The sequence below is a fragment of the Flavobacterium aurantiibacter genome (genome assembly GCF_002251775.1).
Lineage (GTDB): Bacteria > Bacteroidota > Bacteroidia > Flavobacteriales > Flavobacteriaceae > Flavobacterium > Flavobacterium aurantiibacter.
On record NZ_NOXX01000182.1, the window covers coordinates 1 to 15,414 of the forward strand.

Below are 15,414 nucleotides of genomic sequence, written 5' to 3' on the forward strand. Positions count from 1 at the left end.
GCCTTCGACAAGCTCAGGCACCAACGACACGTGGGTTAGATCGGGAACATTAAACGTAAAATGCTGAACGTCGCAATCCCGATAGCTATCGGGACTAGCTTCTAAAAAAACGATACGTTAAGTGGTGAAATCATCGAAGTCTTAATACTTAATACTCCAATCTTAATACTACAATAAAACCGCTCTGCGAATTTTGCGTAAATCTTCGTGTCCTTTGCGGTTGCCTTCGACAGGCTCAGGCGCCGAGGGAGCACAATGTTTCTCAAAGTTTTTCACAATGTCCACAATGCCACCTCCAACCCGCTGCTCNCTCATCAAAATCTTAATACTTAATACTCCAATCTTAATACGCTAAAAAATCCTTACTTTTACTTTTTAAACATACACGCCATGATAGAAAAAATTAATGTATCGCATTTGTTATTTATTGATATCGAGACGGTTCCGTTAGCGGCCGATTTCTCCCAGCTCGATACCGAATCTCAAGAACTTTTCGAAGAAAAAACCCGTTATCAGCGCAAGGAAGATGAGACGGCAGCGGCCTTTTATCACAAAGCCGGCATTTGGGCCGAGTTTGGCAAAGTGGTTTGCATTTCGCTCGGACAGTTTGCCGTACGTCGCGATGTTCGGAATTTTCGCGTAACCTCGTTTTACGGCGAGGAGCCAAAGTTGTTAAAGGAATTCGCCAACCATTTGTCGCAAAATTACGAGTCGGCACAATATGTGTTTTGCGGACACAACATCAAGGAGTTCGATTTACCGTTTTTGTGTCGGCGTTTCCTGATCAACGGCATAAAACTTCCCGAGAAGTTGCAGTTTTTTGGAAAGAAACCTTGGGAAATTGCACACATCGACACGCTCGATTTGTGGAAATTCGGCGATTTTAAACACTACACCTCGCTTAAATTGCTAACAGCCGTTTTAGGCATTCCGAGCAGCAAAGACGACATTTCCGGCGCCGATGTAGCTAACGTTTTTTACCGCGAAAACGACATTGATCGCATTATTCTCTACTGCGAGAAAGACGTTGTTGCCTGCGCTCAAGTACTGCTGCGTCTGCGCAACGAACCCCTTTTAGATCCCGACGAAATTCTAAAGTTTTAAACAGTAGCTACTAGCTGTTTTATTTGGTCGTTGCCCGCTGTTCATCCTTACGACAAGTGCGGTTGTAGCGGGCCGGGCTGTTAGCTATCCCCGATGGCTATCGGGGTGCCACTCGGCAACGGCCGCTCGTGGTTGGATTTTCGCTGCCATCGCTAACGTACCAAACGTTAACGATCGAATGTGCGCAGGGAGGAAATTGTGCGCAGTAATTATTTTTCAAACAGCCCAACAACTGTTTTTTATAAAAATTTACAGAGCGTTTGATTTTTGAGTAAATTGGAGGCGTAAATGTTGTAAGGAATTATTTCTATCAAAGTCACTACTTTATACTCACAGGTAAAATCATGATCATGAGCGAAGTTTTATTTAAGTATCGCGTTCATCCTGGCGATTTTTTCAGAAACGCAGAAATTGCAAAACTTCCGGATCCCAATAATGATCTAGAGGGTTTTTTAATTTGGTTTCTTGACGACTATCAATCGGATGAACGAATAGCTTACATCAATGATTTATGGAAGCTTCTTGAAGATCAACAAGTAACACCAGTACAAGTGAATGAAAAAACGTTTTACAGCAATGGCGAAATTCAAGCCGAGATCACGGAACTCGAAAGCCAACTCAAAGACGAAGCGTATAGGAATTTCTATGATTTACTGCGAGAGAATAAAATTCAAATAATCGATAGAGATGAAGAGTAATCCTTGGACGATGGAAGAGACGATTGTTGCATTTAATGTTTACTGCAAGATACCTTTTAAAGCAAGCAGTAAGTCAAATGCAACAATAATTAAATATGCTAACATTTTAGGTCGAAGTCCTTCAGCACTAAATATGAAAGTTGGCAATTTTGGTAGACTTGATCCGGAGTTAAAGCAACAGGGTATTGTTGGACTTTCTCATGGAAGTAAACTTGAGGAAGTTGTCTGGAATGAATTCCATGGGAATTGGGATAAGCTTGCATACGAAAGCGAGTTGTTAATCGCAAAGTTTTCCCAAAAAACAATAGAACAATCAACGGGACTAGATATTGAAGATGTGAAAGAAGGTCTTGATCGACAAGTTTTGGTAAAGCAAAGAGTAAATCAAAGTTTCTTTAGATCAACAGTTCTATCTTCCTATTATTTTAAATGCTGCATTTCGGGTCTGTCAATTCCAGATTTTCTTGTTGCAAGTCATATTATTCCTTGGTCAAAAAATGTTGAAGAAAGAATGAATCCTAGAAACGGAATTTGCTTAAATTCCATTCATGATAAGGCATTCGATAAAGGTTTTATAACCATAAGCCCAGATTTCGTCGTTAAGATATCGGATGCCATTTTGGAGTTTGAGAAAGAAGAGGCAGTGAAAGATTTTTTCTTAAAGTTTAAAAATCATAAAATTACGTTGCCCGACAAGTTCCTTCCTTCAAGAGCGTTTTTAGATTATTACTATCAGAATATATTCATAAAATGAAATACAACTTAGAAGTAATCTTTGGCAAAGAGCAAGTACTAAAATTTAGCAACAACGAGCCATTTACTAAAGAAGAGACAGAGCTGAACGTAAAACAATATCAGTTTAATTCAGTAGAAGAAAAGCAAGCATTTATTAAAGGTCTAAATGAGGCACTAGGTTGGATAGATTTTTATATTCCTGAACTTGACATGGTTAAAAGGTAAAAACATAAAGAAGGTTTTGTTGGCCTTTACATTACAATTAGTAAACACTACTTAAACCAAAATAAATCGTCTCTGTTTAATTTCTATCGAGCTCATGACCTACCAAAGACACCCATCTAAACGATTAAACGAGCTGTATGCTCACAAATCATTTCAAGGAGCAAATCCAGAAACAGCTAAATTTATCTTTGTTGGTCGCGATCCTAATTGGGCAGCTAACGTAGAGCAGCAGTCCTCATTTCCTCAAATTGAAAGCTATCTTCAAGATGGCGTAGCTTTTTGGGAAAGCAAAGGAGTTCATCACCCCTTTTTATTGCCTGATTATAAAGGTGATGGAAAGCGTTTCCACAGAATGTTTAGTAATATGAAGCTAACTTCAGAGTATGCAAAAAACATATCTTTTGTAGAATTATTGCCTTTCCCTACGACAGGTATGTCGGGTTCAAACCGTAAATCTTTTCTTTCTTATTTAATGTCGAACGACAATCAGAAACATCTATTGAAATTAGAAAGTTACTTTGAAGATAAAACTAAAATAGTTTTCGTTTCGCCAGGAATAATAACAGATTTACGGCTAATTTTAAAGCAAAAACAAATTTTTAAAGCGGTTCAGAAAATAGAAACCACACCGAAAATCAGTGTTGACGTGTTAAGACACGAAAACATTAGAATACACACTCATTTTTCTAACGCAATAAGCTTGAGTACCTTAGATCAAATGAGACGAATAATTGATTTCGAATAGGGATTAGTCAAAAAACAACTACTCACCCTTCAAAACCAAAAAAGCCCGGATTTACTCCGAGCTTCTAACTATTTTTTTATAGTGCACCAATAAAGCAAATTCGAATATTGAGGCACTCTTTTGCGTACGCAACGATCTAAAAACACTGCTTCAACCACTGCTTCATACTCGTAGCCGAGTGAATGATGCCCGCAAGATCCACGATTTTTACGCGCTCTTGCTGCATGCTGTCGCGGTGACGTATAGTAACTGTTTGGTCTTCGAGCGATTGGTGGTCAACCGTAACACAAAACGGCGTTCCCAGTGCGTCTTGGCGGCGGTAACGTCGGCCCACAGCGTCTTTTTCGTCGTAGGCTACGGTGGTTTCCCAACGCAAATCGTCGCAAATGCTTTTGGCAAGTTCCGGTAAGCCGTCTTTTTTCACCAAAGGTAAAACCGCAACTTTGGTTGGCGCTAGTACGCTCGGAAGTCGCAATACCGTACGTGTAGAGCCGTCTTCCAGCGTTTCTTCGGTAAGTGCTGTGGCAAAAATTGCTAGGAACATACGGTCAAGACCCACCGAGGTTTCCACAACATAGGGCGTGTAGTTTTTGTTCTCTTCGGCGTCGAAATACTGCATTTTGCGTCCGGAGTATTGTTCGTGCGCTTTCAAGTCGAAATCGGTACGCGAGTGAATACCTTCTAATTCTTTAAATCCGAACGGAAACTCAAATTCGATATCGGCAGCGGCGTTGGCGTAGTGCGCTAGTTTTTCGTGATCGTGAAAACGGTATTTCTCCCGACCCAAACCAAGCGATAAGTGCCAGTTTAAGCGCGTTTCTTTCCAGTATTCGTACCACTTCATTTCGTCGCCGGGTTTTACAAAAAACTGCATTTCCATTTGTTCGAATTCGCGCATGCGGAAAATAAACTGGCGCGCAACGATTTCATTTCGAAATGCTTTTCCGGTTTGTGCAATACCAAACGGTATTTTCATACGGCCCGACTTCTGCACGTTCAAGAAGTTCACAAAAATACCTTGTGCCGTTTCCGGGCGCAGGTATAAATCCATTGCATTTTCTGCCGATGCGCCTAATTTGGTGCCAAACATCAGGTTAAATTGGCGCACTTCCGTCCAGTTTTTAGAACCGGTATCCGGATCGGCAATTTCCAATTCTTCGATCAAGGCTTTAACGTCGTCGAGTTCGCCGGCATCGAGCGATTTCGCCATGCGTTGTAAAATGGCTTTCTTTTTCTCCAAATATTCCACCACACGTGCGTTGGTAGTTATAAAGGTTTGCTCGTCGAAGGCATCGCCAAAACGCGCTTTAGCCTTTTCGATTTCCTTGTTGGCTTTTTGTTGTAATTTCTCGCAGTAATCTTCGATGAGCACGTCGGCACGGTAGCGTTTTTTCGAGTCTTTATTGTCGATCAACGGGTCGTTAAACGCATCTACGTGGCCCGAAGCTTTCCAGGTCGTTGGGTGCATTAAAATTGCTGCGTCAAGGCCAACAATATTGTCGTGCAGTTGCACCATTGCGGCCCACCAGTATTCGCGGATGTTTTTCTTAAGTTCTACGCCGTTTTGTGCATAATCGTACACAGCACTCAGGCCGTCGTACACTTCGCTCGAAGGGAAAATAAATCCGTATTCCTTAGCGTGTGATACAACGTTCTTAAATAAATCGTCTTGTTTTGCCATAATGCTGCAAAAGTAAAAGAAATTTCGAGAGCGCGCTTGCGATTGAAAAAATCAAAAAGCGGTTTTAGAAGAAGTTAGCTTTACGAAGGTATTTTTAGGTTTTTGGGGGTGCCGGCGTCTTATGCATAGCGCTTCGCCAACGTTTCGCGGAGCCGCCGTCGCGCTATCCGCTGTATCTTTTTTGCGAAAACCCTAGTGGAAATCCCGTAGCGCAAAAAAGTATGCCGCTGCTATCGCTCACCCGGAAAAGAGGGGAAAAAATTGAAAAAATTGAAAAAAGCGAAAAAATGGGAAAAAGCGAAAAAAGTCAAAGATGCGCCTTCGACAGGCTCAGGCACCGACAATACTTGGGTATAGACATCTACGATATGTGGGTTAAGTTGGGGAAATGATACGTTAAGTGGTGAACGTCGCGACGTCTTAATACTCCAATCTTAATAATAAAAGTCTTTGCAGTTAGCCTTCGACAAGCTCAGACACCGGCCTTTGACCCGCTCAACCACCAACGAATTGCGGGTTAGGCGGGAAGATGACACGTTAAGTGGTGAACGTCACGCAGTCTTAATACTTAATACTCCAATCTTAATACTTAAAAAACTCTTTGCGACCTTTGCGTAAATCTTCGCGTCCTTTGCGGTTAACCCTTCAATACGCCGCCTTTGACCCGCTCAGGCATTAGCTTTTACAGCGCACAGAAAACACCGAAACTCACAGATTATTTCGGAATGTAGAACTGTTGAGGAAAACACAGAACGTGTCAAGCCAACAAAAAAATGCACTAGCCTTCGACAGGCTCAGGAACCGACGAATTGCGGGTTAGGTAGGACAAAACGATACGTAAAATGGTGAATTCATCGATTCCGATAGCTATCGGAACTAGCTTCTAAAAAAAGCCTTCGACAAGCTCAGGCACCTACGAATTGCAGGTTAAGTTGGACAAAACGATACGTAAAGTGGTAAACTCATCAAAAGTTGAACCATTTTCTCGGTAGCGATTTTCGCAGCCCGGATAGAGGCGGCATCCTTTTTTTGGAGCGAAGCGGAATAAAAAGATACAGCCGAAAGCCGGAAATGCTGCCCAAATAAAAAAGAAATTCAGCCTTCGACAATCTCAACCACCATCCTTCAACAAGCTCAGGAACCGACGAATTGCGGGTTCAGGTGGGCAAAATGATACGTAAAGTGGTGAACGTCGCAAAGTCTTTCCCGATAGCTATCGGGACTCCAATCTTAATACTAAAAGTCTTTGCAGTTAGCCTTCTACAAGCTCAACCGCCGACACGTAAACTACCCAACGCTCCTAACTGTTAAAACCAACAAAAAAAGCGGCTTTCAAAACTGTTAATTTCTGATTTCATTAGCATAAAATTAGCAGTTAGTTGGCTATTTTTTAGTGGTTTGAGAACAATCTTTGAAGAAAACAACAACATCATGATACGAACCATTACGTTTTCTTTCTTAAGTGCCGTTCTGTTCACGAATTGCGCAATTGTTAGACCCGGAGAAGTGGGCGTTCGCCAAAAACTCGGAAAACTATCCGACGAAGTAACCTCGCAAGGGCCGGTGTTCTTCAATCCCTTCACCAGTAAAGTAATCAAAGCATCGGTGCAAACAAACGATCTGGAATTGAACCTGAGTTTACCCAGTAAAGAAGGTTTGAGTATTTTAACTCAGGTGTCTATTTTGTATCGCCTCGAACAAGCCAAGGTGCCAACAATCATTCGTACTTATGGTTTAGGTTATGAAAATATTATTTCAAACGTGTTTCGCTCGGCAGCAGCCGATGTGAGTTCCAACTTCTTTGCAAAAGATATGCACTCGGGTATGCGCGCCACCATCGAAGCCGAAATTAGCGCTAAAATGGCCGAGATCTTAAACAAACAAGGCATCGTTATCGAATCGGTTTTGATGAAGAGCATTCAATTGCCCGACGGTTTAGCGAAGTCGGTTGAACGCAAACTGCAAGCAGAGCAAGATGCCATGCGTATGGAATTTGTTTTGCAACAAGAAAAATTAGAAGCCGAGCGTAAAATCATCGAAGCAAAAGGAACGCGCGATTCGCAGAAAATCCTTTCAGAAGGACTCAACAACGATATCATTCGCCTGCGTTCTATTGAAGCTTTTCAGGAACTATCGAAATCTCAAAACAGCAAGATTATCATAACCGACGGAAAAACGCCGATGTTAATCGACTAAAACGGCACAAACAGCTACGCAGCAGGCGGAAACAGTATGCCGAAATAAGTTTGAAATTTACGGGTTTTCCGTAAAATCGAGAATTTAGACGGTTGTAACTTGCTTAAAAAAAGATGTTAAGCGATTTACTCAACGTATTGTATCCGCCGGTTTGTTGCGGTTGTCGGAATTTGCTGGGAACGGGCGAGCGCGTAATTTGTACCCAGTGTAGGCACGAGTTGGCATTAACAAATTACCATTTGTATCGTGAAACCGAAGCGGCATCGAAGTTTAGCGGACGTTTGGAATTGGCGTTTGTTTCGTGTTTCGTGTATTTCAGTAAGTCGAATATTGCACAAAAGCTCATTCACGAACTTAAGTATAAAGGTCAGCAGCAAATCGGCGAACTTTTTGCGTATTGGTATGCCGCCGATTTAAAGCAGGTTCCGGCGCTCGAGCAGGTAGATTATGTGATTCCGGTTCCGTTGCACCGCCGCCGATTGCGTGAGCGCGGATACAATCAGGTAGATCGTTTTGCTCAAACGTTGGCTTCGGCACTGGGAGCCACATACAACGATACGCTTTTACTGCGAAACAGTTATCGAAAAACCCTAACGACCAAGAATAAATCGGAGCGCTTGGGTCAGGCAGGAGGAATATTCGGACTAAATCCGTTTTCCGATACGCCTCCGGGCCACTATTTGTTGGTCGACGATGTGTTAACAACCGGCAGCACCTTAACGCAATGCGGTCAGGTACTTAGTCGGATTCCGGGTGTAAAGTTGAGTATCGTTACGATGGCTATGTCGGTTTAAAACTACTTGATAATAAACTATTTACTTTAAATATTTGATTTAGCAATAGAAATAGACAAGATTACTGCGTCACATATCCTTATTATGCTGGAATAGTAGCTTAACAGACACGAACTTTCAACTGTAGCTTTTTTCTTTACCCTTTAATCTGCTTCAACGACGTTTTAATTCCTTTTATTAACGAGGAGCTAAAACCTTCGTGCTCCATTTCGTTTAAGCCCACTATCGTGCAGCCTTGTGGTGTAGTTACTCGATCGATGAGTTGTTCCGGATGTACTTTTTCTTGCATCAATAATTCGGCTGCGCCTTTAACCGTTTGCGCTGCAATAGCTAAAGCTGTTTGTGCGTCGAAGCCAATTTCAATGCCGGCTTGCATCGATGCTCGGATGTAGCGCAAGGCATAAGCTGTACCGCAAGCGCCAAGAACTGTAGCTGCATCCATCAATTTTTCTTCAATTTTTGGAGCTGTTCCCAAAGCACTAAACAATTCACTCACCACATTTGCTGCTTCGCGCGCCGGTTCTCCTGCTGCGATACACGTAGCCGACGCATTGAATTGTGCGGCTATATTCGGCATGATACGAACCACGTTTTTAGTATTCTGCGTAAGCGCCTGCAATCGTTCTAAAGACAAACCACTTACCGCACTGGCAATAATGGTATTTGTCGAAAAAGGCATAAGATTTTCAATGACAGCCTCCGCCTGATGCGGCTTTATAGTAAGAATGATTAAATCGGCTGAAGTAGCAAATTGCTTGGAATCTGTAGCTGTTGCTATACCGCGATCGTGTAAATACGCAATCTTAGCTATGTCTCGGCGTGTAACCGTAATGGTGTGTGTTGGATAGGCATTTCGTAAACCAATGGCAATGGCCGTACCCAGATTTCCGCCGCCAACAATTAAAATATTCATACGTTTGGGTTTTCACCAAAAGTAATCGATTCAGCGTCAGAAGCCAAGTATCAGTTTCGCAATGGTGAAATAAATCATAATTCCGCAAATGTCGTTACTTGTGGTGATAAACGGTCCTGTTGCCAAGGCAGGGTCGATGCCCGCTTTGTTCAGCAACAACGGCACAAACGTACCGATAAGTGAAGCAATTACGATTACCGAAACCAGTGCGATGGTAACAATCATTCCTATAACCGAGTCGACACCAAGCAAAAAGTGTGTTCCAAGTAGCAAAACGCCCGCGAGAATTAAACCGTTAAGTAAGCTCAACGAAATTTCTTTGAGCAACCGATTAAACAACGAACCGCTCAACGTATCGTTTGCCAAACCTTGAACAATAATTGCAGACGATTGTACGCCTACATTTCCGGCCATCGCAGCTATCAGTGGAATAAAGAAAAACAGCGTTCCATGATCGGCCATAGCCGCTTCGAACAGTTTAAGCACATGAACCGTGATAAAACCGCCTAATAGCGCCAAAACCAACCAAGGTAAACGTGCTTTCGTGAGTTCCCACACACTGTCGTCGGCCTCAACGTCTTGCGAGATACCTGCCGCCAACTGGTAATCTTTGTCGGCTTCGTCTTTAATTACGTCTACGATATCGTCTATGGTAATCCGACCTACCAAACGTCCCAATTCATCAATTACGGGTATGGCTTCTAAGTCGTATTTCTGCATGATGCGCGCCACTTCTACGTCGGGCGTGTCTACTTTCACAAAGTTTAATTTGCTGATGTACACGTCGCTAATCGGCGTTTTGGTTGAGGTGGTGAGCAAATCTTTTAGGGAAAGGCGGCCTTTTAAACGGTCTTCGTCGTCCACAACGTAAATCGAATGTACACGCGAAATGTTTTCGGCTTGAATCCGCATTTGTTTCACGCAAGTAAGTACGTTCCAGTTTTCGTTGACTTTCACCAACTCTTTATGCATGATACCACCGGCGGTATTCTCGTCGTAACGGAGCAGTTCTACAATGTCTTTGGCGTGCTCAACGTCTTGTAACTCCGAAATTACCTCTTCTTTTTTGCTTTGCGAAAGCTCGGCAATAATATCGGCTGCATCGTTGGTTTCCAGTTCGTCGAGCTCTTCGGCGATTTCCTTTGGCGAAAGTCTGTTTAAGATGTTTTCCCGAAGATCGTCTTCGAGTTCTAGAAGGATTTCGGCTGTTTTCTCCGAATCTAAAACGCGGAAAATATAAGTAGCTTGCTCAAAATCGAGTTCGTCGAGAATTTCGGCAATATCAGCGTGGTGCAATTCATTTAAAATAGACTCGAGTTCCGAATCTTGGCGGGTTTCAATGAGTTGCTCAAAGCGCGATATTAAATCTTTACTGATTTTGAATTCCATCGTTTCCTATTTTTTCGCAGAGTTCGATAAATTCGCCGACCGACAGTTGCTCCGGACGCTTGTCAAAGATACTATCTAATCGTAAACCGTCCGACAAAGCGAGCGATTTTAAACTATTTCTTAATGTTTTGCGTCGCTGGCCAAAAGCTGTTTTCACTACAGTAAAAAACAATTTTTCGTTGCAAGGAAGCGTAAAATTTTCTTTTCGAGTGAGTTTCAAGACACCACTTTTTACTTTCGGTGGCGGATTGAATACATTTTCGGAAACAGTGAATAGGTATTTGGCGTCGTAAAAAGCTTGCACTAATACCGATAAGATCCCGTACGTTTTTGAACCTTCGCGTTCGCAGATGCGTTCGGCAACTTCTTTTTGAAACATCCCTGAGAATTCCGGAACAAATTGTCGGATTTCTAACATTTTGAAAACAATTTGCGAGGAAATGTTATACGGGAAGTTTCCGATGATGGCAAAGGCTTGGCGATCGAAAAACGCGGTGATGTCTGTTTTGAGAAAATCTGCCGACAAAATTCGGTTTTCCAGTTCGGGATAATGTGTTTTTAAATACGCAACCGATTCGGTATCGATTTCAATAACCGAAGTTTTAAAGCCTTCGTTTTTAAGCAGATATTTTGTAAGAACACCCATTCCCGGACCAATTTCAAGTACGTTATCGTAACCGGTTCCGCTAAGGGTTTCGGCAATTTTCTGAGCTACATTCTCATCGGTGAGAAAGTGCTGTCCGAGGTGTTTTTTAGCGGATACTTTTTGCATGAAACGGATTTAGGTATTTTGGTAAAAGTCTTCTACAACTTGAAGTTCGGTGCGAAATGCGAGCATTTTATCACCAAAAAGTTTAAGTCCGTCTTGGCGCAAGCGCGGCGCATCGTGGCGGTAATAGCTTTCCAAATCGCTGCGGTTTTGGGCTGTGTACAGTACGGCATACGTGCTTCCGCCTTCGGGTTCTTCCACCAAAACTTTCACCAATCGGGCAGCAATAAACTTTCCGGTTGCTAAAACTTCGGGAATATGTGTTTCTTTCATCCAGCGCAGCCACTGGTCGTGAATGGATTTATCCACGTTGCAGGTTACATTATAAATGATCATGTGTTAAAGATTTTTATCGCCACGGAGTAAACGGTAGCGCTTCCGAGCATCCACAAAAAAGATGGAGTCGGGATGATTGAAAATAACCTTTTCGTAAAAACTTTTCGCCTTTTCGGCATCAGCCAAACGCTCTTCGTAAATCAGTCCCGAAGCATACAAAGCTTCATCGAGATAAACGCTTTCCGGAAAATTCGATATAACGGTCGAATAGTAGGTTAACGCATCGTTATATGCGCCGGTTTCGTTAAAATAATTACCAAGACGAATGTTAGTAACGTCGAGTATCTCCTGTGTTTTGTTGCTTTTCAGTAAACTTTGAAGAATCTCAAGTGCCAACGTATTTTTTCTGCGATACAGGAAAAAGTCGGCTTTTGCCAATTGCTTTAAGTCGGTTTGTGTCGAATCGGCAACGGTATTATCGCTAATTAGCAAAAACATCTCGAGTGCATCGTTGGCAATAAGTTGTGTAGATGCCGACTTTAGCGCTTTAAATTGTTGTTGCGCCCAGGTAAAATCGCCTTGATAGTAGCTGGTTTTAGCTGCTTTTAAATTGGCTTCGTGGCCAATGGCGTCGTTTTTAAAATCTTCCGAAACTTGTGCGTAATAGAGTAAAGCTTGGTTAAACTTCTCGTCGAACAGCAATATGTCGGCCATATTCATTTTAACCTCGGCGATTTCCGTGCGGTTGAGCGGCATTTTCAAAGCATCTTTCAAAATTTGAATACCCATATTCGGATTTTCTTTATTGAATGCTTCGAAATTTGCTTGGATGAGCAACAACGGATAAACTATGGCGCTTCTTCCAAACTCTGCATATAAGGCCGCGAAATTGGCATCGATCGCCGGATAATCGGCTGGTTTCGCTCTGTTAATCGTATCTGAAAGCAAAAACGTCTTGGCATCAATAATTAAATCAACGTCGGTTGTATTGGCAAGTACGAATTCGTACACACCTTTTGCGGTTTCTACATCATCATCTTCATAAGCTAAATTTGCCAGATTGAGGATGTTATAAAAAACGTCCGGATTTCTTTTGAAAATCGCTTTTTGCTGAACAAATGCCTTGTCGTATTCTTTAAGTTGAATGTAAAACCAGCTTAAAAACTCGTTCCAGAAAACGTCTGGATCTTTTTGCGAACGCTGAATGAGCGCTTTCCGTAAAGCTGCTGTAAAGGTCTCGTCGCCTTTATCTTCACCCATCATAAACCGACTGAGTTGCATTTGTATGCTAATTTGCATGGTCGGATTTTTCTTCGCTTCATCAAGAAATTTCTCGATCATTAAATCGGTTTTTCCTTGCTGTCCGTAAATCACTGCGATTTGAAAATTAAAATTCAAGCGCGGATCGGCAGTTGTTGCCAATTCGTACACTTGAAGTGCGTAGTCGAGCAGCACATACTTCTCGAAACTGTTGGCAACAGCATAAACTTGAACCGAATTTTTGCGAACTTCTTCAACGGCTAATTGGTAGTTCTCTTTTGCTTTTGTCTCTTCTTTTTTGGCCGCGTAGAGGTAGCCTAAATCTACGTAAAGGTTAGGTTGTTTGTAGCGTTGCAAGCGCTCTTTCAGCAGTGTTTCGGCTTTGTCGAATTGCTTAAGTTGCTGTAAGCTTTCGATCAGGCGTGCAAAATGTCCGTTATGTCCCGGATTTTTCGCGAACAATTCTTCGTAGCTAAGTACGGCTTTTTCGAAATCGCCTTTTTCGAAATACTGCGCGGCAATCTGTTCGTTTTGTGCAAACGAAGTCAGCGAAATAAGACAAAGCAGTATCCAAAAATATTTTTTCATATGCGTTCTAAAAAGCTAACGAAACTGCCGGCGAAACCGTATGTGTACTTACGAAATAATGTCGAATCCGGTGTATTTGCGAAGTACTTCTGGAATTACGATTCCGTCTGGCGTTTGGTAATTCTCCAAAATTCCTGCCAAAACACGTGGCAACGCTAACGAAGATCCGTTTAGTGTGTGCGCCAAATGATTTTTACCGTCTTCGTCGCGGTAGCGCAATTTCAAACGGTTTGATTGGAAGGTTTCGAAATTGGAAACCGAACTGATTTCCAGCCAACGACCCTGCGCGGTGGAATATACTTCAAAATCGTAGGTCATAGCAGAGGCAAAGCCCATGTCGCCGCCGCACAAACGCAAAATTCGATACGGCAATTTCAATTCTTCTAAAATTTCTTTCACATGTTCAACCATGCCTTCCAAAGCAGCGTACGAGTTTTCGGGTTTTTCGATGCGTACAATTTCAACTTTATCGAATTGGTGCAAACGATTTAAACCGCGAACGTGCGCACCCCATGAACCGGCCTCACGACGGAAACAAGGTGTATATCCGGTGGCTAGAACAGGAAGTTCGTTGCTTTTGAGAATGACATCTCGGAAGATGTTCGTCACGGGAACTTCGGCTGTTGGAATGAGGTATAAATCGTCTTTAGCAGCATGATACATTTGACCTTCTTTGTCGGGAAGTTGCCCAGTTCCGTACGCCGACGCTTCGTTTACCAAATGTGGAACCTGAAATTCTTGGTAACCCGCATCGATGTTTTTATCGAGGAAGTAGCTGATGAGCGCACGCTGTAATTTGGCGCCTTTACCTTTGTAAATTGGGAAGCCCGGACCTGTAATTTTGGTTCCGAGTTCGAAATCGATGATGTCGTATTTTTTGATTAAATCCCAGTGTGGAACGGCATCGGCACCCAGTTCAGGGATGATTCCCGAAGTGAAAACCACTTCATTATCGTCGGCACTTTTTCCGGGAACTACTTTATCGGCAGGCGTGTTGGGCAAGCTATACAGCAAGGGTAAAAGTGCAGCTTGTAACTCGTCGAGTTTCTCGTACAGTTTTTTGCTCTCTTCTTTGAGGTGAGCGGTTTTTTCTTTGAGAATTTGAGCTTTAGCGTTTTCGCCCGATTTAATCAAATTTCCGATGTCTTTTGCAAGGGCATTGGCTTGGGTAAGCACTTCGTCGAGCGCCAGTTGCGTTGCTTTTCTGTTGTCGTCGAGTGCCAATATTTCTTCAACTGTTTTCGTGGCATCGATATTTCGTTTGGCCAAGGCAGCAAGCACTTTGGATGTATTTTCGCGGATGTAAGTTGTTTGTAGCATTTGAAAAAATTGTAAAGCGTGCAAATTTAACTAAAAAGCCGTGTGTATGGTTGGTAAACTGCGTTCAAAAGTGTTCGTTTTGAATGAACGGCGGTCTTGTTTTTTGTTTTGAATGAATTGGAAATCGATGCTTTTTGTTGCTTGATGACGGAATTTATGCTCAATTGTTTAATAATTAGACACTTAACCAATTTAATTCGATTTGCTTTTTTTAGAATTTTGGATGTCTTTTCGTGTTACGAGTTTGACTGCCCGCTTTATGTTTTTCGTTTGGTTTTAGAGATCGAGCTGAAAAATCGGAAAGACGGTTGGCGCTTCAAACACATTTTCTTTGGTGAAAACTTTGAATTTTGAGCAAGGGTATACTATATACTGGGAAGTACCACCCCCGCCCCGTGGTGCGAAGTTACAAAACAAATTTTCCTACCATTACGGGTTTTCCGTAAATTTTTTAGGAAGTATTAAGTATAAAGATTGGAGTCCCGATAGCTATCGGGAAAGACTTTGTGACGATCGCCACTGAACGTTTCGTTTTGCCCAACCGAAACCACGTATCGTCAGCGCCTAAGCTTATCGAAGGCAGCGTTGTGTATATTGTGAAAAACTTTGTGAAACACGGTGTTCCCCTAATCTTTTCATCTCGAAATTTCGAAATCTCAAAATCTTTCTAGATATCCGGTTTTTCCGTAAAATTTATTTCCGGGAATTTCGTACGTGGGAA

At 42.4% G+C, this 15,414-nt stretch carries 14 protein-coding genes; 7 read left to right on the forward strand and 7 right to left on the reverse strand.

What is annotated here, in order from left to right; translation table 11 throughout:
- Positions 1 to 390: 390 nt before the first annotated feature.
- The 5 genes from CHX27_RS06240 (at position 391) to CHX27_RS06260 (ending at position 3,507) form a co-directional block, all read left to right on the forward strand.
- The gene (locus tag CHX27_RS06240; protein WP_094485904.1) at positions 391 to 1,104 is read left to right on the forward strand and encodes a 3'-5' exonuclease; all 714 of its coding nucleotides are present in this window, start codon (positions 391 to 393) and stop codon (positions 1,102 to 1,104) included.
- A 350-nt stretch (positions 1,105 to 1,454) separates the two neighbouring features.
- Positions 1,455 to 1,802: a hypothetical protein gene (locus CHX27_RS06245; RefSeq protein ID WP_133063427.1), complete on the forward strand. Its 348-nt coding sequence runs from the start codon at positions 1,455 to 1,457 to the stop codon at positions 1,800 to 1,802.
- The gene (locus tag CHX27_RS06250; protein ID WP_094485906.1) at positions 1,792 to 2,556 is read left to right on the forward strand and encodes an HNH endonuclease; all 765 of its coding nucleotides are present in this window, start codon (positions 1,792 to 1,794) and stop codon (positions 2,554 to 2,556) included. The genes CHX27_RS06245 and CHX27_RS06250 overlap by 11 nt, the downstream gene beginning before the upstream one ends.
- Complete coding sequence (locus CHX27_RS06255) at positions 2,553 to 2,762, forward strand: hypothetical protein (RefSeq protein ID WP_094485907.1); 210 nt, start codon at positions 2,553 to 2,555, stop codon at positions 2,760 to 2,762. The genes CHX27_RS06250 and CHX27_RS06255 overlap by 4 nt, the downstream gene beginning before the upstream one ends.
- 94 nt (positions 2,763 to 2,856) lie before the next feature.
- Positions 2,857 to 3,507, forward strand: a complete 651-nt coding sequence (locus CHX27_RS06260) for a hypothetical protein (protein ID WP_094485908.1) — start codon at positions 2,857 to 2,859, stop codon at positions 3,505 to 3,507.
- 136 nt (positions 3,508 to 3,643) lie between these two features.
- Here CHX27_RS06260 and CHX27_RS06265 read toward each other — a convergent pair whose 3' ends face one another.
- A complete protein-coding gene (locus CHX27_RS06265) occupies positions 3,644 to 5,188 on the reverse strand; it encodes a glycine--tRNA ligase (protein ID WP_094485909.1) in 1,545 nt (514 codons plus the stop codon).
- A gap of 1,431 nt (positions 5,189 to 6,619) precedes the next feature.
- Between CHX27_RS06265 and CHX27_RS06270 the strand changes: the two genes are divergently transcribed.
- Positions 6,620 to 7,384 carry a prohibitin family protein gene (locus tag CHX27_RS06270; protein ID WP_094485910.1) on the forward strand — a complete coding sequence of 255 codons (765 nt, stop codon included), beginning with the start codon at positions 6,620 to 6,622 and terminating at the stop codon, positions 7,382 to 7,384.
- A gap of 113 nt (positions 7,385 to 7,497) precedes the next feature.
- Positions 7,498 to 8,178 carry a ComF family protein gene (locus CHX27_RS06275; protein WP_094485911.1) on the forward strand — a complete coding sequence of 227 codons (681 nt, stop codon included), beginning with the start codon at positions 7,498 to 7,500 and terminating at the stop codon, positions 8,176 to 8,178.
- Positions 8,179 to 8,314: 136 nt separating this feature from the next.
- Here the strand turns inward: CHX27_RS06275 and proC are convergent, their stop codons facing one another.
- From proC to serS, 6 genes are read right to left on the reverse strand one after another with little or no spacing between them, the layout of a single operon-like run.
- Positions 8,315 to 9,091 carry a pyrroline-5-carboxylate reductase gene (gene proC / locus CHX27_RS06280; RefSeq protein WP_094485912.1) on the reverse strand — a complete coding sequence of 259 codons (777 nt, stop codon included), beginning with the start codon at positions 9,089 to 9,091 and terminating at the stop codon, positions 8,315 to 8,317.
- Between the two features lie 36 nt (positions 9,092 to 9,127).
- A complete protein-coding gene (gene mgtE, locus CHX27_RS06285) occupies positions 9,128 to 10,480 on the reverse strand; it encodes a magnesium transporter (protein WP_094485913.1) in 1,353 nt (450 codons plus the stop codon).
- Positions 10,461 to 11,252 (reverse strand): 16S rRNA (adenine(1518)-N(6)/adenine(1519)-N(6))-dimethyltransferase RsmA, encoded by a 792-nt coding sequence (gene rsmA, locus CHX27_RS06290; protein WP_094485914.1) that lies wholly within the window; start codon positions 11,250 to 11,252, stop codon positions 10,461 to 10,463. Before rsmA ends, mgtE begins: the two co-directional genes overlap by 20 nt.
- 9 nt (positions 11,253 to 11,261) lie before the next feature.
- Entirely contained in the window at positions 11,262 to 11,585 is a 324-nt protein-coding gene (locus tag CHX27_RS06295) for a DUF4286 family protein (RefSeq protein WP_094485915.1), read from the reverse strand.
- A gap of 3 nt (positions 11,586 to 11,588) precedes the next feature.
- Positions 11,589 to 13,373: a tetratricopeptide repeat protein gene (locus CHX27_RS06300; protein ID WP_094485916.1), complete on the reverse strand. Its 1,785-nt coding sequence runs from the start codon at positions 13,371 to 13,373 to the stop codon at positions 11,589 to 11,591.
- 48 nt (positions 13,374 to 13,421) lie between these two features.
- The gene (gene serS / locus CHX27_RS06305; RefSeq protein WP_094485917.1) at positions 13,422 to 14,693 is read right to left on the reverse strand and encodes a serine--tRNA ligase; all 1,272 of its coding nucleotides are present in this window, start codon (positions 14,691 to 14,693) and stop codon (positions 13,422 to 13,424) included.
- Positions 14,694 to 15,414 lie beyond the last annotated feature (721 nt).

Coding starts and splice junctions, on each gene's coding strand:
- CHX27_RS06240 (WP_094485904.1), top strand. CDS start 391: ATGATAGAAAAAATTAATGTATCGCATTTGTTATTTATTGATATCGAG.
- CHX27_RS06245 (WP_133063427.1), top strand. CDS start 1,455: ATGAGCGAAGTTTTATTTAAGTATCGCGTTCATCCTGGCGATTTTTTC.
- CHX27_RS06250 (WP_094485906.1), top strand. CDS start 1,792: ATGAAGAGTAATCCTTGGACGATGGAAGAGACGATTGTTGCATTTAAT.
- CHX27_RS06255 (WP_094485907.1), top strand. CDS start 2,553: ATGAAATACAACTTAGAAGTAATCTTTGGCAAAGAGCAAGTACTAAAA.
- CHX27_RS06260 (WP_094485908.1), top strand. CDS start 2,857: ATGACCTACCAAAGACACCCATCTAAACGATTAAACGAGCTGTATGCT.
- CHX27_RS06265 (WP_094485909.1), bottom strand. CDS start 5,188: ATGGCAAAACAAGACGATTTATTTAAGAACGTTGTATCACACGCTAAG.
- CHX27_RS06270 (WP_094485910.1), top strand. CDS start 6,620: ATGATACGAACCATTACGTTTTCTTTCTTAAGTGCCGTTCTGTTCACG.
- CHX27_RS06275 (WP_094485911.1), top strand. CDS start 7,498: ATGTTAAGCGATTTACTCAACGTATTGTATCCGCCGGTTTGTTGCGGT.
- proC (WP_094485912.1), bottom strand. CDS start 9,091: ATGAATATTTTAATTGTTGGCGGCGGAAATCTGGGTACGGCCATTGCC.
- mgtE (WP_094485913.1), bottom strand. CDS start 10,480: ATGGAATTCAAAATCAGTAAAGATTTAATATCGCGCTTTGAGCAACTC.
- rsmA (WP_094485914.1), bottom strand. CDS start 11,252: ATGCAAAAAGTATCCGCTAAAAAACACCTCGGACAGCACTTTCTCACC.
- CHX27_RS06295 (WP_094485915.1), bottom strand. CDS start 11,585: ATGATCATTTATAATGTAACCTGCAACGTGGATAAATCCATTCACGAC.
- CHX27_RS06300 (WP_094485916.1), bottom strand. CDS start 13,373: ATGAAAAAATATTTTTGGATACTGCTTTGTCTTATTTCGCTGACTTCG.
- serS (WP_094485917.1), bottom strand. CDS start 14,693: ATGCTACAAACAACTTACATCCGCGAAAATACATCCAAAGTGCTTGCT.